The following is a 16,145-nucleotide window of genomic DNA, read 5'->3' as shown; positions in this document are numbered from 1 at the left end:
GAGCCGCGATGCAGGTCGACGAGGGCTACGTGTTCAACCCGTTCCAGCCGGGGTTCTCCGACGACCCGTACCCGCACTACGCCGAGCTGCGGGCCAAGGACCCGGTGCACGAGCACCCGCTGGGGTTTTGGATCCTGTCCCGCCACGCCGACGTGAACGACCTGCTGCGCTCCAGGCACTCGGTGGAGGAGCGCAACGTCGCGCCCAGCCCGCTGAGCGAGCTGCAGGCCCAGGCGGCCGGCCCGCGCGATCACGACCCCAGGGCCTCGTCCATGCTGGACCGGGACCCGCCCGACCACACCCGGCTGCGCAAGCTGGTGACCAAGGCGTTCACCAAGCGGGCCATCGACGCGCTGGAACCGCTGGTGGTCGAGCTGGTGGACGCCGCGCTGGACCGGATGGAGCGCGCGATCGCGGACACCGGCCGGGCCGACGTGGTCGAGGAGCTGGCCTACCCGCTGCCGTTCACGGTGATCTGCGAGATGCTCGGCATGCCGGACACCGACCATGCCCGGCTGCGCGAGCTGGCCGGCACCGTGGTCCGCTCGCTGGAGCCGGTGACCGACCCCGAGCTGATCCAGGCCATCATGGCGGCCGACCGGGAGCTGGCCGAGCGGATCGCCGGCGTGATCGCCGACAAGCGCCGCGCCCCCGGTGACGACCTGCTCACCGCGCTGATCCAGGCCGAGGACGAGGGCGACATGCTCACCGACGAGGAGCTGGTCGCCCAGGTCCTGCTCCTCTACGTCGCCGGCCACGAGACCACCGTGAACCTGATCGCCAACGGCACCATCGCGCTGCTGCGCAACCCCGACCAGTTCGCGCTCCTGACCGCCCGCCCCGACCTGGACGCCAACGCCGTCGAGGAGCTGCTGCGCTACGACAGCCCGGTCCAGCAGTCCCGCCGCATCACGCTCTCGCCGTACCCTGTGGGCGGCCGGGAGATTCCGACCGGCTCGTTCGTGCTCGCCGGCCTGGCCTCGGCCAACCGCGACGAGGACTTCTGGGGTCCGGACGCCGCCGAGCTGCACCTGGACCGCCCCAACGCCCGCGCGCACCTGTCCTTCGGCGGCGGCCCGCACCACTGCCTCGGCGCCTCGCTGGCCAGGCTGGAGGGCCGGGTCGCGCTCGGCCGCCTGGTCCGCCGGTTCCCCAAGCTCGCCTTCGCCGACACCGTGACCTGGAACGGCCGCCTCAACCTGCGCGGCCCGGAGTCCGTACCCATCACCGCCTGACCCAACCGCCCGCGAGTCGGGGATTTTGTCAGGGTGAGTCGGGGAATTTGTCAGGGCGAGTGGAGCGGTTTGGGCGACGGCCGCGCGCCTTGACGCCACATGTCCGCCGGGTCTAGGAACGTGATGTGCGCTGCGTCACAGTTCATGGGGGCGCCGGATGACGGCGTACGTGTTCGATCCGTCCAGGCCGGGGTTCGCCGAGGACCCGTATCCGTTCTACGCCGAGCTGCGGGCGAAAGACCCCGTGCACGAGCACCCGCTGGGGTACTGGATCCTGTCCCGCCACGCGGACGTGTTCGAGCTGCTGCGCTCCCGCCACTCGGTGGAGGACCGCCACGCCCGGGCGACCCCGCTGCGGCGGCTGCGGGAGGACGCCGTCGGCGGCGAGTACCGCGCCGTGGCCCCGACCATGCTGGACCGGGACCCGCCCGACCACACCCGGCTGCGCAAGCTGGTGACCAAGGCGTTCACCAAGCGGGCCATCGACGCGCTGGAACCCAGGGTGACCGAGCTGGTGGACACCGCGCTGGACCGGATGGAACACCGGATCGCGGACACCGGCCGGGCCGACGTGGTCGAGGAGCTGGCCTACCCGCTGCCGATGACGGTGATCTCCGAGCTGCTCGGCATGCCGGACACCGACCACACCAGGCTGCGCGAGCTGGCGTCCATGGTGGTGCGCCGCCTTGACCAGGTCACCGACCCCGAGCTGATCCAGTCCATCGCGGCGGCCGGCGCCGAGCTGTCCGCCCGGATCGACGAGGTGGTCACCGAGAAGCGCCGGTCGCCCGGTGACGACGTGCTCACCGCGCTGATCCAGGCCGAGGACGACGGCGACGTCCTCACCGACGAGGAGCTGGTCGCCCAGGTCGTGCTCCTCTACGTCGCGGGACACGAGACCACCGTGAATCTGATCGCGAACGGGACGCTCGCGCTGTTGCGCAACCCCGACCAGTTCGCGCTTCTGACCGCCCGCCCCGACCTGGACGCCAACACCGTCGAGGAGGTGCTGCGCTACGAGAGCCCGGTGCACCAGTCCCGCCGGATCACCCTGTCGCAGTACCGGGTCGGTGGCCGGGTGATCCCGGCCGGCTCGTTCGTGCTGGCCGCGCTGGCCTCGGCGAACCGGGACCCGGAGTTCTGGGGACCGGACGCCGACGCGCTGCGGCTGGACCGGGCGAACGCGCGCTCCCACGTGTGTTTCGGCAGCGGCGGCGCGCACCATTGCCTCGGCGCCTCGCTGGCCAGACTGGAGGGCCGGGTCGCGCTCGGCCGCCTGGTCCGCCGATTCCCGAAGCTCGCGCTGGCCGACACCGTGACCTGGAACGGCCGGATCAACGTCCGAGGCCCGGTGTCCGTGCCCGTCACCACCTGACCAAACCGCCCGCGAGTCCCTACCGACGGCACACCGAGTCCCGCGTTTCAGCACGCTGCCGATGTGCCGAAACGCGGGACTCAATGTGCTGTGACGCGGGACTCGCGGAGGTTTTTCGCGGACGTGTCGATGTGCGGGGTCGGCGTTCGACGCGTTGGCAACGGACGGTCGATACGGGAGGACGAGAACCATGACCACGGTGACGATCAACGCGAGGGCGACGGGGCAGCGGCGGCGGGGGCGGGCGGCGAACCGCGCGGTGTGGGTGTTGCAGGTGTTGACCTCGGCGCTGTTCGTGTTCGCGTCGGTGCCGAAGCTGACGGCCGACCCGATGGCGGTCGCGGGGTTCGACGTGATGGGGCTGGGGACGGCCGGGATGTATGTCGTCGGCGGGCTGGAGCTGCTGGGTGCGGTGGCGTTGTTGGTTCCGGTGCTTTGCGGGCTGGCGGCGGCGGCTCAGGTGGCGTTGATGGTCGGCGCCGTGGTGCTGTCGCTGGTGTTCGTCGGCGGCGGGGCGGCGCTGGCGCTGCCGGTCGGGACGCTGGTCGTGGTGTCGGTCATCGCCTGGGCGCGGCGGCGGCGGACCGTCGAGCTGGTCGGCCTGGTGCGGCGGTATGCGCGGCGGTAGTTAGTTGTCACGAGATGCACACGGCCGGGCCTTTGAGGTCCGGCCGTGTGCGTTTCATGGATACGATCCTTGGCGTGGAGCCCAACTCGCGGCGGCCCAGCCCCGGCTCGCCCACCTCGCTCAAGGAGGCGAACCAGGAGCGGCTGCTGGAGGCGCTGCGGTTCGCCGGCACCATGACCCAGGCCGAGCTGGCCCGGTTCACCGGCCTGGCGCCGTCCACGGTGTCCAACATCGTCCGCGAGCTCACCGCGTCCGGGCTGCTGCGGGTATCGCCGACGGTCAGCCACGGGCGGACGGCGCAGGCGGTGCGGCTGTCCCGGGGCGCGGGCGTGCTGGTCGCCGCCGACTTCGGGCATCGGCACCTCACGGTGGCGATCGCCGACCTGGCCTACGAGGTGCTCGGGCTGGAGCGGATCGAGCTGGACTGGAACCACCGGGTGCACGACGGCCTGGCCGAGGTGGACCGGATGGTCGACGCGCTGCTCGCGTCGCTGGGCATCGGGCGCGAGCTGGTGGTCGGCGCCGGGATGGGGCTGCCGGCGCCGATCGACGTGCGCACCGGCCAGGTCGGGGCCCCGTCCCAGCTGCCGGGGTGGGTGGGCGTGGACGCCGCCGCGCTGGCCGCCGAGCGGCTCGGCGTTCCGGTCCGGGTGGACAACGACGCCAACCTGGGCGCGCTGGCCGAGGACCGCTGGGGCGCCGGCCGGGGCGCGCGCAACCTGGCGTATCTCAAGCTCTCCGACGGGGTGGGCGCCGGGCTGGTGATCAGGGGCGAGCTGTACCAGGGCTCGGTGGGCACCGCGGGCGAGATCGGGCACGCCACCATGAACGAGTTCGGCGCGCTGTGCCGGTGCGGCAACCGGGGCTGCCTGGAGACCATGGTGGCCACCTCCGCGCTGTTGGCCCAGCTCGCGCCGCACCACGGCGACGAGCTGAGCATCGCCGACGTGGTGCGGCTGGCCCGATCCGGGGATGTGGCGTGCCGGCGGGTGCTCGAAGACGCGGGGCACCACGTGGGTGTTGCCGTGGCCAACCTGTGCAACGTGTTCAACCCGGACCGGATCATCGTCGGCGGCGAGCTGGCGCAGGCCGAGGAGCTGGTCACCGACGCGGTGCGGCGGGCCGTGCACCGCCAGGGCATCCCGAGCGCCGCGCAGGCCGTCGAGCTGGTGACGGCCGAGTTGGGGGCGCGGTCACAGCTGTTGGGCGCCCTCGTGATCGCCTCCGACGGGGCGTCCTCGGCGCTGCTGGCCGCGGCCCGTACCGCTGAGCCCGCTGAGCCCGCCGACGCCGCGGTGGCACCGCTCGGGACGTAACACGACCTCGAACGGTCGAATGCTAGAAGCCACATATACGTCTTTAGTGTTCAACTCTTGATTTCAAGACACCGACGGGCACACACTGGGCGACACAACCGGCCGGCCTCGATCAAGGGGGATCACCATGGCCACGGCTTCGGACGGCACGCCCCGGCAACTGGAGGAACCGGGCCCGCACGTGGCGAGGACCATCCTGGTGGCGGCCACGGCGGCGCTCGGCGGGTTCCTGTTCGGCTACGACACGGCGGTGATCAACGGCGCGGTCAAGGCCGTCGGAGAGCAGTTCCACGCCAACCCGTTCCTGCTCGGCCTCGCGGTGGCCATCGCGCTGATCGGCGCCGCCCTCGGGGCCTGGAACGCCGGCGCGCTGGCCGACCGGCTCGGCCGGATCCAGGTGATGCTGATCGCCGCCGCATTGTTCCTGGTCAGCGCGTTCGGCTCCGGGTTCGCGGTGAGCATCTACGACCTGGCGTTCTGGCGGCTGGTCGGCGGCGCCGGGGTGGGCGCGGCGTCGGTGATCGCGCCGGCGTACATCGCCGAGATCTCCCCGGCCGCGCTGCGCGGGCGGCTCGGTTCGCTGCAGCAGATGGCCATCGTGGTCGGCATCTTCGTCTCGCTGCTGGTGGACTGGGCGCTGGTCGCGGCGTCCGGCTCGGCGACCGCGCCGCTGTGGTTCGGGCTGGAGACCTGGCGGTGGATGTTCCTCTCGCTGGCGGTGCCGGCGCTGGCCTACGGCACGCTGTCGCTGACCATCCCGGAGTCGCCCCGGTTCCTGGTAGCCCGCCACGAGCTGGCCCGCGCGGCCGCCGTGCTGCGCCGGTTCGTCGGCGGCGACGTGGACGCCAAGATCGCCGAGATCGGCCACACCCTGGCCGGCCGGGCCGAGCGGCCGAGCATGTCGGTGCTGCGCAAGCCCGGCGGCGGGCTGCTGCCGATCGTCTGGGTCGGCATCCTGCTGTCGGTGTTCCAGCAGTTCACCGGCATCAACGTGATCTTCTACTACTCCTCGGTGCTCTGGCAGGCCGTCGGCTTCACCGAGCGCGACGCGCTGACCACGAGCGTGATCACCTCGGTGACGAACATCCTCACCACGCTGATCGCGATAGCGCTTGTCGACCGCGTCGGTCGCAAGCCGCTGCTGCTGGTGGGCGCGGCCGGCCAGGCGGTGTGCCTGCTGACCATGGCCATCGTGTTCGGCACCGCCCCGGTGGTCGGCGGGGTGCCGCACCTGGGCGGGGCGGCGCCGGTCGCGCTGGTCGCGGCGAACCTGTACGTGGTGTTCTTCGGCTGCTCGTGGGGGCCGGTGGTGTGGGTGATGCTCGGCGAGATGTTCAACAACAAGATCCGCGCGCTGGCCCTCGCGGTCGCGGCGGCCGCCCAGTGGGTCGCCAACTTCGTCATCTCCACCACGTTCCCGCCGCTGGCCCAGGCCGGCCTCGGGCTCGCTTACGGCGTGTATACGCTGTTCGCCCTGCTCGCGGTGATCTTCGTCGTGCGGTTCGTGCGGGAGACCAAGGGCATGGAGCTCGAGGAGATGGCCTGACCTGAGGTTCGGGCCATACTTGGGGCGCGCGGGCGGGATGGGGAGGGGCCATGGGGCTGGTCATCGGCGTGGACATCGGCGGTTCGAAGGTCGCGGCCGCGGTCGTGGACGACCACGGCACCATGATCGAGAAGATGCGGGTGGAGACGCCGGCCAAGACCGCCGGGACCGTCAACGACGCCATCGCCGAGCTGGTCTGGAAGCTGCGCGAGCGCCACCAGGTGGACGCGGTCGGCATGGGCGCGCCCGGGTTCGTCGCCGAGGACCGCTCGCTGGTGCGGTTCACCCCGAACCTGCCGTGGCGTGCCGAGCCGCTGGGCACCGAGATGACCGAGCGGCTGAACCTGCCGGTGGTGGTGGAGAACGACGCGAACTGCGCGGCCTGGGCGGAGGTGCGCTACGGCGCGGCGCGCGGGGAACGCAACGTCGTGGTGCTCACCATCGGCACCGGGCTCGGCGGCGGGGTGGTGCTCGGCGGGCAGCTGCTGCGCGGCGAGTACGGCATCGCGGCCGAGGTCGGGCACATGAACGTGGTGATCGAGGGCGGGCTGCGCTGCGGCTGCGGCAACCGGGGCTGCTGGGAGATGTACGGCAGCGGCCGGGCGCTGGTCCGCGAGGCGCGCGAGCTGGCCCAGATCTCCCCGGCGCTGGCCGCGCGGATGCTGGAGCTGGCCGGCGGCGAACCGGAGAAGATCACCGGCCCGGAGGTCACCCAGGCCGCCCAGGAGGGCGACGCGGCCGCGCTGGAGATCTTCCGGGTGGTGGCCGGGTCGATCGGCTTCGGCATGGCCGACCTGGCCGCGATCCTGGACCCGGCGGTGTTCGTGATCGGCGGTGGGGTGGCCGATGCGGGCGAGCTGCTGCGCGGGCCGGCGGAGCAGGCGTTCCGGGAGCGGCTCACCGGGCGCGGGCAGCGCCCGGCCGCCCGGGTCGTGCTGGCCGAGCTCGGCGGCGAGGCCGGCATCGTGGGCGCCGCCGACCTGGCCCGCCAACCCCGCCACCTCTGACGCTCGCCGCGTCGGGGGGCGGTACCGTCATCGCGCTGGTCGAGGGTAGCGCGGTGAGGAGCTGTCGAATGACCACGAGCGCACGCCGGGCGGGGTTATCCACATGAACCGCCGCCTGTGGATAACCGGCCGCACGAATGACCGCACCCTGCATAGCGTTATCTGCATGGCCTCCCAGGACCTCGAACGCCGCGTCACCGAACAGCACGACGACATCGCGCGACTCCTTGCGCTCAGCCGTGAACAGTCCCGACGAATGTCACGCCTCGACACCCGGCTCAACCTGGTCCAGGAGGACGTGCGCGCGCTCATCGGCGTGACCCTGCAGGACCAGATGGAGATCAACTCTGAGGTGTCCGGCAAGCAGGCCGAGCACGACACCCGGTTCGACCGCCTCGACATCAGGCTCGGGCATCACGGTGTCGTCCTCGCCGAGCAGAGCGTCTCCCTCGCCGAGCACGATGCCCGGTTCGATCGGATCGATGCGACGTTGGCTGAGCATGGCGCGACGCTGGCCGAGCACGGCGCAATGCTGGCTGAGCACGGGGCGAAGCTGGCGGAGCACAGTGCGAAGCTGGCCGAGCATGATGCCCGGTTCGACCGGATCGATGCCACGCTCGCCGAGCTGCTCGGGCTGGTACGCACGCTCGCCGGCGGTCCGGGCAGCTAGGCCCGAGGGCTGGCCTCCGCGAACCTGAGCCGTGCGGTGGCGAGGGGGAGCGCGGCTCGCGCGAACATGTCTCCCCGCGCGGTGCGGGCGCGCAGCTCGGCGACGTTGCCCTCGGCCAGCAGGTGCTGAGCCAGCGCGATCAACGCCTGGGTGCCCCCGCCGTCGGCCAGCCGGGTCAGGCCCTCGGTGTCGCCGCTGTGCAGGCACTCGCACGCGCTCAGTGCGTCCGCCGCCTTGTCGTCACCGGCCTCCACGCGCGCCGCCAGCGTGTCGGTGTCGCCGCGCTCGACCAGGTGGGTCAGCAGCCGACGGTGGGCCAGGCTGTCGCCGGCGTCGGCGCGGGCGGCCAGCGCATCCAGGTCGCCGCGCTCGACCAGCAGGCTGCACAGCTGGACCTTGGCCGCATAGTCGCCGTTGTCGGCCAGCCGCGCCAGCTCGTCGGTGTTGCCGCCTTCGACGAGCCAGCTCAGCCACGCGAACTTGGCGTAGTGATCACCGTTCGCGGCCCGCATCCTGAGCTGGTCGATCTCGCCGCGGTCGACCAGCAGCTGGGACAGCGCGCACGCCGCGTCGCGGTCTCCGCTGTCCGCTCGCCGGGTCAGCTCCACGGGATCGCCACGTTCGACCAACATGTTGATCGCGTAGCCGTTGTGCTCCCGCGCCATCGCCATCCTCCGATCGCCGAGGCGGATCACCGTACTCCGCCTCAAGCATCACAAAGCACTAACCTCGGCGCTTGTGCACGAAGTTCACGATATCGATCTAGCCGGCGTGGTATGGCGCAAGAGCACGGTGGCCGCCGACGACAGCTACGTCGAGACCGCCGGCCTGCCGGACGGCCGGATCGCGGTACGCCACAGCGCGGGTAGGGACGGGGACGACATCGTCCTGCTGTTCACCAAGGCCGAGTGGCGCGCCTGGCTCAAGGGGTGCAAGGCCGGCGAGTTCGACGACCTGATCGAGCCGTAGCCGGCCGGCGGACGAGCGCGCCCGGCAACCCGGGTACGCCGTAGGCTCGCGACCGTGGCCGAGGCGCTTGACTTCTTCCTGGACGACGCATCGGCGGCAAGCATCATGGAGTTGCGCGCGCGGCTGGCGCTGGCCGGCGTGCCGGTGCCGTCCTCGGCGCCATCCGTGCGGTTCGCCAGGGGCGCGGCCATCCCGGCCAAGATCCGCCACAAGCTCGCCGAGGACCTGCGCCTGCTGGTGCTGCCCGAGCTCTGGCTGGCCGTGCTGGGCACCATCCTGGTCGCTGAACCGCGCCTGGTGCTGACCGCCGTGACCGACACCGAGCTGCTGGCCACCCACAGCAGCGTGCACGACGCGCTGGCCGGCCGGGTCCGCGAGCCGTCCAGCCGCTACCTGCCGGGGTCCTGGCTGCCGCACTGCGCGCTGAGCCGCGAGCTGGACGCCGACGCGATCCCGGACGCGATCAGGTCGATGCACCCGGTGCGGCCGATCCGGGCGAAGGTCACCGCGATCGGCATCACCAACACCAGGACCGGCGAGGTCACCCCGCTGCGGTGAGCACCTCGGCGAGGAACCCGGTGACCAGCTCGCGGTAGCGGCCCGGGGCGTCGTCGTGCAGCAGGTGCCCGGTCCCGGGGACCCGGACGTGACGGGCCCGCGGCATCGCCCGCGCCATCGCGGCCATCTGCTCGGACGCGATCGGCGATTCCTCGGCCTCCAACAGCAGCGCCGGGCACCGCACCCCGCGCACGCCGTCCCAGAAGTCCCGCTCGCCCCACTCACCGGCGATCCGGGCGGCCAGCGCGTGCCCGGTGAGCAGCCGGTACCCGTCCGGCCCCTCCCGGACGCACTCCGCGACGTAGTCGCCCACGCTCGGGCGGGGCCAGCCGAACGCGTCGCGCACGGCCGCGATCGACTCGAACACCTCGGGCATCGCCTCGAACCAGGACACCCACGGCGCGGCGGTGCGCCCCCGGTGATCGGCCGCCATGTCCTCCACGACCAGCGCGCGCACCAGGTCGGGCCGGGCGGCGGCCAGCTCCCAGCCGTGCAGCCCGCCCATGGAGTGCCCGATCACCACCGCCGGCGCGAGTCCGAGCGCCTCGATCAGCTCGACGACGTCGGCCACGAACCGCTCGGTGCGCCAGCCACCGGACGCCACCGAGTCGCCGTGCCCGCGCGCGTCCGGCGCGATCACCCGGCCGTGGTCGGCCAGCCACCGCGCGGTGCGCCACCAGGTGCTTGCCCGGCCCATCAGCCCGTGCAGCAGCAGGATCGTCGGCCCCTGACCGCCGTACCCACGCACCGCGATGCGCGCCCCGTCCGACACGGTGACCACACCGCGACCGGTGGCGTCGGAAACGTGCATCGTGACATTAAACGCCGCTCGCCGGGGCGTGCCGTAGCCTAGGCGCATGGCCGTAGTCAAGATCAACGCAATCGAGGTCCCCGAGGGCGCCGGCCCCGAGCTGGAGAAGCGCTTCGCCCACCGCAAGCACGCGGTGGACAACCAGCCCGGCTTCATCTCGTTCGAGCTGCTGCGCCCGGTCGGCGGCGAGAACCGCTACTACGTGGTCACCCGCTGGGAGGACGACGAGTCGTTCCAGGCCTGGCGCAACGGGCCGGCCGTCGAGGCGCACGCGGGCGAGCGGGCGAAACCGGTGGCCACCGGCGCCACCCTCCTCGAGTTCGAGGTCGTCCAGCTCAACGACTGAGTCGACGGCGCATCCCGGCGATCACGGTGGCCACTCCGGCGCCGAGCGTGAGCAGGCCACCGAAGACGCCGGTCATGACCAGCATCAGCGGCCCGGTGAGGCCGCCGTCGGTGACCGCGAGCTCGCCGGGCACCGGCCTGGAGGTATCGACGGCGAGCCGGTACAGGCCGGTCGTGGGCGCCTGGAAGGTGGCCACCTCCCGCCCCTCCCGGCCGCCCAGCGCGTAGGCCCCGCCGCCGCCCGGCCGCAGCTCCACCTTGCTCCCGCCCGGTCCGAGCAGCAGCGCCCGGGTGCCGGCCAGCGCGGACCTCCCCCGGTACACCCCGGGCGCCTCGTGGAACACGTGATAGACACCCGGCCGCTCGACCCGGATCACGCCGCCGCCGGAGACCAGCGACAACCGCTGGTACCCGTCCAGGGTCGACCGCATGGAACCGACCCCGAGCGCGACGAACAACATCCCGAGCAGCACGCCGAGCGCGACCAGCCCGCACCCGATCCACACCACCGTGGGCATCGGACGTGCCACCGGCGGACGATGAGCCCAGGCGGGCGCGACCGGGCGCACCGGCCGCCCATCGAACGCCCCCGGCGGCCGGCCAGGGATTCCCGCGTGCCACGGACCGGGTGAGATGCTCATGGTGGCCTCCGCTCGCCGGAGTCGAGGAACCGTTCGCCCTCCTCGACCACCCCGGCCACCGCCACGATGGGCACACCCGGCAGATGTGACGTAGACCACGCGGACGTGCGAACGGCCGGCGTCCGTACGGACGCCGGCCGTTCGCGGTACTGAGCCGGGTTTACTCCTCGCCCACCCCGGCGGGGATGGTGTCGGGGACGTTGACCGCGGGCTTCGGCTCGCCACGGAAGACGAACCGGGCCTGGTCCTGTGCGGTGCGGCTGGTGTCCTCGGGGTCGAAGCCCTCGACGTCGATGACCACGATCTGGCCGGACTCCACCTCGCCGAACAGGATCTTCTCCGACAGCTGGTCCTCGATCTCGCGCTGGATGGTGCGGCGCAGCGGCCGCGCCCCCAGCACCGGGTCGAAGCCGCGGCGGGCGAGCAAGGTGCGGGCGTTCGGCGTGAGCTCGATCGCCATGTCCTTGTTGCGCAGCTGCGACTCCACGCGGGTGATCATCAGGTCCACCATCTCGACGATCTGAGCCTCGGTGAGCTGGTGGAACACGATGATGTCGTCGATGCGGTTGAGGAACTCCGGGCGGAAGTGCTTCTTCAGCTCGTCGTTGACCTTGGTCTTCATCCGCTCGTAGTTCGACTCCGCGTCGTTGCCCTGCGAGAAGCCCAGGCCGACCGCCTTGGAGATGTCCTGCGTGCCCAGGTTCGAGGTGAAGATGATCACGGTGTTCTTGAAGTCCACCGTGCGGCCCTGGCCGTCGGTCAGGCGGCCGTCCTCCAGCACCTGCAACAGGGTGTTGTACACCTCCTGGTGCGCCTTCTCGATCTCGTCGAAGAGCACCACGGAGAACGGCTTGCGGCGCACCTTCTCGGTGAGCTGGCCGCCCTCCTCGTAGCCGACGTAGCCCGGAGGGGCACCGAACAGCCGGGAGGCGGTGTAGCGGTCGTGGAACTCGCCCATGTCGATCTGGATGAGCGCGTCGTCCTCGCCGAACAGGAAGTTCGCCAGCGCCTTGGACAGCTCGGTCTTACCCACACCGGACGGGCCGGCGAAGATGAACGAGCCGGACGGGCGCTTGGGGTCCTTCAGGCCGGCGCGGGTGCGGCGGATCGCCTGGGACACGGCCTTGACCGCGTCCTCCTGGCCGATGATCCGCTTGTGCAGCTCGTCCTCCATGCGGAGCAGACGGGTGGTCTCCTCCTCGGTGAGCTTGAACACCGGGATGCCCGTCCAGTTCGCCAGCACCTCGGCGATCTGCTCGTCGTCGACCTCGGCGACCACGTCCAGGTCGCCGGACTTCCACTGCTTCTCCCGCTCGGACTTCTGCGCGAGCAGCTGCTTCTCCGAGTCGCGCAGGTGCGCGGCCCGCTCGAAGTCCTGCGCGTCGATGGCCGACTCCTTGTCCCGGCGCACGTTCGCGATCTTCTCGTCGAACTCGCGCAGGTCCGGCGGTGCGGTCATGCGGCGGATGCGCATCCGGGCGCCGGCCTCGTCGATCAGGTCGATCGCCTTGTCCGGCAGGTAGCGGTCGTTGATGTACCGGTCCGCCAGGGTGGCGGCCGCGACCAGCGCCGGGTCGGTGATGGTGACCCGGTGGTGCGCCTCGTAGCGGTCGCGCAGGCCCTTGAGGATCTCGATGGTGTGGCTCACCGACGGCTCGCCCACCTGGATGGGCTGGAACCGGCGCTCCAGGGCCGGGTCCTTCTCCACGTACTTGCGGTACTCGTCGAGCGTGGTGGCGCCGATGGTCTGCAGCTCGCCTCGGGCCAGCATCGGCTTGAGGATGCTCGCCGCGTCGATCGCGCCCTCGGCGGCGCCGGCGCCGACCAGGGTGTGGATCTCGTCGATGAACAGGATGATGTCGCCCCGGGTGCGGATCTCCTTGAGCACCTTCTTCAGGCGCTCCTCGAAGTCACCCCGGTAGCGGGAGCCGGCCACCAGCGAGCCGAGGTCCAGCGTGTAGAGCTGCTTGTCCTTGAGCGTCTCGGGCACCTCGCCCTTGACCACCATCTGGGCCAGGCCCTCGACGACGGCGGTCTTGCCCACGCCTGGCTCGCCGATCAGCACCGGGTTGTTCTTGGTGCGCCGGGAGAGCACCTGCATGACCCGCTCGATCTCCTTGGAGCGGCCGATCACCGGGTCGAGCTTGCCCTCGCGGGCGGACTGGGTGAGGTTGCGGCCGAACTGGTCGAGCACCAGCGAGCTGGACGGGGTGCCCTCACCGCGACCGCCGCTGGCCTCCGCCGGCTCCTTGCCCTGGTAGCCGGACAGCAGCTGCAGCACCTGCTGGCGCACCCGGTTCAGGTCGGCGCCCAGCTTGACCAGCACCTGGGCCGCGACGCCCTCACCCTCGCGGATGAGGCCGAGCAGGATGTGCTCGGTGCCGATGTAGTTGTGCCCGAGCTGCAGCGCCTCCCGCAGGGAGAGCTCCAGCACCTTCTTCGCCCTCGGCGTGAAGGGGATGTGGCCACTCGGCGCCTGCTGACCCTGGCCGATGATCTCCTCGACCTGCTGCCGGACCCCCTCGAGGGCGATCCCCAGCGACTCCAGCGCCTTGGCGGCGACGCCTTCTCCCTCGTGGATCAGGCCCAGCAGGATGTGCTCGGTGCCGATGTAGTTGTGGTTGAGCATCCTGGCCTCCTCCTGGGCCAGGACGACCACCCGCCTCGCGCGGTCGGTAAACCTCTCGAACATTCGCACTCCCTGACGGCTGAGCTGTGCCGGTCCGCTCCCGGGCGTACCGGCACCGTATGTCCACTGTATCGGCCGAACCGGCTTCGTCGCTTCGTACGCACGGCTGGCAACCGTTCCCAGTGGCCTCGCCGGTTGCAACGGACGGTCACGGCCGGGCATTCCACACACCGAACGGGTGCGTCCGCCCACAGCGAACACACCCGTTCGGCCGCCTCCACCGGCGGCCCGGCGATCCAGTTGGATGCATCGCAAGGCGGAGGGGCGGGCCGATACCGGGTTTGTATCGGCCCGCCCCGACAACGCCGCGAGGCGCCAACTGGGCGCCGGGACGGTCAGTTTTCCTGGTGGTAGGCCTCTAGCACATCGGCCGGGATGCGGCCTCGGTCGGAGACCTTCATGCCGCGCTTGCGCGCCCAGTCCCGGATCGCCTGGTTCTGTTCCCGGTCGACCGAGGGGCGCCGGGTCGCGGCGGCGGCCGCCGCGGTGGCGCCGCCGGAGCGCCGCCGGCCGCCGGGCTTCCGGGCCGCCGCCACGTAATCGGCCAGCGCGTCGCGCAGCTTGCCGGCATTGCCGCTCGACAGGTCGATCTCGTAGCTCTTGCCGTCCAGGCCGAACTCGACTGTCTCGTCGGCCTTGTCACCGTCCAGGTCGTCAATCAGCGAAACCGTGACCTTCTGTGCCACTTTGGCAGCCCTCCAGATGCTTTCCAACGATAGGAGATGCCTCGGCCGGTTCCCCCGCACGGAGCCGCCGGGTCTCGGTCGCAAGATTAGACCCAATTACATCGCTATGTCGAGCCGACTTGCTGAGGCGTTGGTCATTCTGGGCGAACCAGAGGGAAAAGGATGGTCTCCCGGATACCGAGGCCGGTCAGGGTCATCAGCAGTCGGTCGATCCCCATTCCCATGCCGCCGCTCGGTGGCATTCCATATTCCAGGGCGCGCAGGAAGTCCTCGTCCAGCCGCATGGCCTCCTCGTCGCCGGCGGCACCGAGCCGGGACTGTGCCTCGAGGCGTTCGCGCTGTACCACCGGATCGACCAGCTCGGAATACGCGGTGGCCAGCTCGACGCCGAAGACATAGAGATCCCATGACTCGGCCAGCGCCGGATTGTCCCTGTGTTCCCTGGTCAGAGGGCGTACGTCGATCGGGTAGTCGCGTACGAATGTGGGCTCGATCAGGGTGTGCTCGGCGAGCTTCTCGAACAGCTCGAGCGCGATGTCGCCGGCCCCGGCGGAGTCCTTGATCGGCACCTGGTGCTCGGCCGCGAGCCGGCGCAGTTCGGCGATCGGGGTCTGCCCGGTGACCTCCGTGCCGACCGCCTCCGACACCGCGTCGAAGAACGCCAACTCCCGCCACTTCCCGCCAAGTTCATGTTCGCTACCGTCCACGTGCCGGACGACTGTGGAACCGAACACCGCACGGGCACAGGAAGTGACGAGACCCTGGGTCAGTTCGGCCATGGTGTCGTAGCTTCCGTATGCCTGGTACGCCTCGAGCATCGCGAACTCGGGGGAGTGCGTGGAGTCAATGCCCTCGTTGCGGAAGTTCCGGTTGATCTCGAAGACACGATCGATGCCCCCGACGACCGCCCGTTTGAGGTACAGCTCGGGCGCGATCCGCAGGTACAGATCGGTGTCCAGCGCGTTCGAGTGGGTGACAAAAGGACGCGCGGTGCCGCCACCGGGCATCAGCTGCAGCATCGGAGTCTCGACTTCGGTGAATCCTTGATTGTACAAGCTCTGTCGGATCGTTCGTATGACGTCCGCTCTCATACGAACCGTGTCGCGCGCTTGCGGCCGCATGATGAGATCGACATAACGCTGCCGGACCCTGGTCTCTTCGGACAGCTCCTTGTGCGCGACCGGCAGCGGGCGCAGTGTCTTGGCGGCCATCACCCATTCGTCGGCCAGGACCGAGAGTTCCCCCCGGCGCGAGGTGATGACCTCGCCGCGCACGAAAATGTGATCGCCGAGGTCGACTTGTGCCTTCCAGCGCGCCAACTCCTCGTCGCCGACGCTGGCCAGGCTGACCATTGCCTGCAGCTCCGTGCCGTCACCGGACCGCAATGTGGCGAAGCACAGCTTGCCGGTATTGCGCAAGTTGACGACCCGGCCGGCCACGCCGACCCGTTCGCCGGTCGCGGTGTCCGACGGCAGGCCCTGGTGGGTGTCGCGGACCTCGCGGAGGGAGTGGGTGATCGGCAGCACCACCGGGTACGGCTCGACGCCCGCGTCGAGCATGGCCGTCCGCTTGGCCCTGCGCACCCGCATCTGCTCGGGGAGGTCGTCTTCGCTGGGTGCCGGCCGGTTCTGCTCGGCGTTCTCGTCGGTCACGCCACGTAACGGTACCG

The 16,145-nt window shown here is 70.9% G+C and carries 16 protein-coding genes; 10 read left to right on the top strand and 6 right to left on the bottom strand.

What is annotated here, in order from left to right; all coding sequences use genetic code 11:
* Nucleotides 1–8 precede the first annotated feature (8 nt).
* The 7 genes from N912_RS0131175 (at nucleotide 9) to N912_RS0131145 (ending at nucleotide 7,777) form a co-directional block, all read left to right on the top strand.
* Nucleotides 9–1,235, top strand: a complete 1,227-nt coding sequence (locus N912_RS0131175) for a cytochrome P450 (protein ID WP_028925479.1) — start codon at nucleotides 9–11, stop codon at nucleotides 1,233–1,235.
* 157 nt (nucleotides 1,236–1,392) lie between these two features.
* Nucleotides 1,393–2,610, top strand: coding sequence for a cytochrome P450 (locus N912_RS0131170; RefSeq protein ID WP_028925478.1), 1,218 nt, complete (start codon nucleotides 1,393–1,395; stop codon nucleotides 2,608–2,610).
* Between the two features lie 190 nt (nucleotides 2,611–2,800).
* Nucleotides 2,801–3,238 carry a DoxX family protein gene (locus N912_RS55825; protein ID WP_064745448.1) on the top strand — a complete coding sequence of 146 codons (438 nt, stop codon included), beginning with the start codon at nucleotides 2,801–2,803 and terminating at the stop codon, nucleotides 3,236–3,238.
* 74 nt (nucleotides 3,239–3,312) lie between these two features.
* A complete protein-coding gene (locus N912_RS0131160; protein ID WP_028925477.1) occupies nucleotides 3,313–4,554 on the top strand; it encodes an ROK family transcriptional regulator in 1,242 nt (413 codons plus the stop codon).
* A 127-nt stretch (nucleotides 4,555–4,681) separates the two neighbouring features.
* Nucleotides 4,682–6,100 carry a sugar porter family MFS transporter gene (locus N912_RS0131155; protein WP_051581053.1) on the top strand — a complete coding sequence of 473 codons (1,419 nt, stop codon included), beginning with the start codon at nucleotides 4,682–4,684 and terminating at the stop codon, nucleotides 6,098–6,100.
* Between the two features lie 50 nt (nucleotides 6,101–6,150).
* On the top strand, nucleotides 6,151–7,107 hold the full coding sequence (locus N912_RS0131150; protein ID WP_028925475.1) for an ROK family glucokinase: 957 nt from the start codon (nucleotides 6,151–6,153) through the stop codon (nucleotides 7,105–7,107).
* A 103-nt stretch (nucleotides 7,108–7,210) separates the two neighbouring features.
* Nucleotides 7,211–7,777 (top strand): hypothetical protein, encoded by a 567-nt coding sequence (locus tag N912_RS0131145; RefSeq protein ID WP_028925474.1) that lies wholly within the window; start codon nucleotides 7,211–7,213, stop codon nucleotides 7,775–7,777.
* Here N912_RS0131145 and N912_RS60855 read toward each other — a convergent pair.
* Nucleotides 7,774–8,442 carry a hypothetical protein gene (locus N912_RS60855; protein WP_211261455.1) on the bottom strand — a complete coding sequence of 223 codons (669 nt, stop codon included), beginning with the start codon at nucleotides 8,440–8,442 and terminating at the stop codon, nucleotides 7,774–7,776. The two genes, N912_RS0131145 and N912_RS60855, sit on opposite strands and share 4 nt — an antisense overlap.
* A 106-nt stretch (nucleotides 8,443–8,548) precedes the next feature.
* On the opposite strand from N912_RS60855, the gene N912_RS0131135 reads away from it, so the two are divergent.
* Nucleotides 8,549–8,746 carry a DUF397 domain-containing protein gene (locus N912_RS0131135; protein ID WP_245645526.1) on the top strand — a complete coding sequence of 66 codons (198 nt, stop codon included), beginning with the start codon at nucleotides 8,549–8,551 and terminating at the stop codon, nucleotides 8,744–8,746.
* 54 nt (nucleotides 8,747–8,800) lie between these two features.
* Complete coding sequence (locus N912_RS0131130; protein WP_028925472.1) at nucleotides 8,801–9,304, top strand: hypothetical protein; 504 nt, start codon at nucleotides 8,801–8,803, stop codon at nucleotides 9,302–9,304.
* Here the strand turns inward: N912_RS0131130 and N912_RS0131125 are convergent.
* Nucleotides 9,288–10,115, bottom strand: coding sequence for an alpha/beta fold hydrolase (locus N912_RS0131125; RefSeq protein WP_051581051.1), 828 nt, complete (start codon nucleotides 10,113–10,115; stop codon nucleotides 9,288–9,290). The genes N912_RS0131130 and N912_RS0131125 overlap by 17 nt on opposite strands.
* 46 nt (nucleotides 10,116–10,161) lie before the next feature.
* Between N912_RS0131125 and N912_RS0131120 the strand changes: the two genes are divergently transcribed.
* Entirely contained in the window at nucleotides 10,162–10,461 is a 300-nt protein-coding gene (locus tag N912_RS0131120; RefSeq protein WP_028925470.1) for an antibiotic biosynthesis monooxygenase family protein, read from the top strand.
* Here N912_RS0131120 and N912_RS0131115 read toward each other — a convergent pair.
* The 4 genes from N912_RS0131115 to lysS form a co-directional block, all read right to left on the bottom strand.
* Nucleotides 10,451–10,990: a hypothetical protein gene (locus tag N912_RS0131115; RefSeq protein ID WP_156994165.1), complete on the bottom strand. Its 540-nt coding sequence runs from the start codon at nucleotides 10,988–10,990 to the stop codon at nucleotides 10,451–10,453. The genes N912_RS0131120 and N912_RS0131115 overlap by 11 nt on opposite strands.
* A 271-nt stretch (nucleotides 10,991–11,261) precedes the next feature.
* A complete protein-coding gene (locus tag N912_RS0131110; RefSeq protein WP_028925468.1) occupies nucleotides 11,262–13,793 on the bottom strand; it encodes an ATP-dependent Clp protease ATP-binding subunit in 2,532 nt (843 codons plus the stop codon).
* Nucleotides 13,794–14,125: 332 nt separating this feature from the next.
* On the bottom strand, nucleotides 14,126–14,476 hold the full coding sequence (locus N912_RS0131105; protein ID WP_028925467.1) for a histone-like nucleoid-structuring protein Lsr2: 351 nt from the start codon (nucleotides 14,474–14,476) through the stop codon (nucleotides 14,126–14,128).
* A 134-nt stretch (nucleotides 14,477–14,610) separates the two neighbouring features.
* A complete protein-coding gene (gene lysS / locus N912_RS0131100; protein ID WP_245645560.1) occupies nucleotides 14,611–16,065 on the bottom strand; it encodes a lysine--tRNA ligase in 1,455 nt (484 codons plus the stop codon).
* Between the last annotated feature and the right edge of the window lie 80 nt (nucleotides 16,066–16,145).

Origin of the sequence: Actinospineispora acaciae DSM 45401 (assembly GCF_000620785.1) — a bacterium.
Classification (GTDB): Bacteria; Actinomycetota; Actinomycetes; order Mycobacteriales; family Pseudonocardiaceae; genus Pseudonocardia; species Pseudonocardia acaciae.
Note: the sequence above shows the minus strand (reverse complement) of the source record. Positions and strands in the feature narration are given on the sequence as shown.

What these genes read in the sequence shown, in the direction of transcription:
- N912_RS0131150 (WP_028925475.1), top strand. Translation starts at nt 6,151, where the DNA reads ATGGGGCTGGTCATCGGCGTGGACATCGGCGGTTCGAAGGTCGCGGCC.
- N912_RS55825 (WP_064745448.1), top strand. Translation starts at nt 2,801, where the DNA reads ATGACCACGGTGACGATCAACGCGAGGGCGACGGGGCAGCGGCGGCGG.
- N912_RS0131125 (WP_051581051.1), bottom strand. Translation starts at nt 10,115, where the DNA reads ATGCACGTTTCCGACGCCACCGGTCGCGGTGTGGTCACCGTGTCGGAC.
- lysS (WP_245645560.1), bottom strand. Translation starts at nt 16,065, where the DNA reads ATGCGGGTGCGCAGGGCCAAGCGGACGGCCATGCTCGACGCGGGCGTC.
- N912_RS60855 (WP_211261455.1), bottom strand. Translation starts at nt 8,442, where the DNA reads ATGGCGCGGGAGCACAACGGCTACGCGATCAACATGTTGGTCGAACGT.
- N912_RS0131175 (WP_028925479.1), top strand. Translation starts at nt 9, where the DNA reads ATGCAGGTCGACGAGGGCTACGTGTTCAACCCGTTCCAGCCGGGGTTC.
- N912_RS0131170 (WP_028925478.1), top strand. Translation starts at nt 1,393, where the DNA reads ATGACGGCGTACGTGTTCGATCCGTCCAGGCCGGGGTTCGCCGAGGAC.
- N912_RS0131145 (WP_028925474.1), top strand. Translation starts at nt 7,211, where the DNA reads ATGAACCGCCGCCTGTGGATAACCGGCCGCACGAATGACCGCACCCTG.
- N912_RS0131110 (WP_028925468.1), bottom strand. Translation starts at nt 13,793, where the DNA reads ATGTTCGAGAGGTTTACCGACCGCGCGAGGCGGGTGGTCGTCCTGGCC.
- N912_RS0131155 (WP_051581053.1), top strand. Translation starts at nt 4,682, where the DNA reads ATGGCCACGGCTTCGGACGGCACGCCCCGGCAACTGGAGGAACCGGGC.
- N912_RS0131120 (WP_028925470.1), top strand. Translation starts at nt 10,162, where the DNA reads ATGGCCGTAGTCAAGATCAACGCAATCGAGGTCCCCGAGGGCGCCGGC.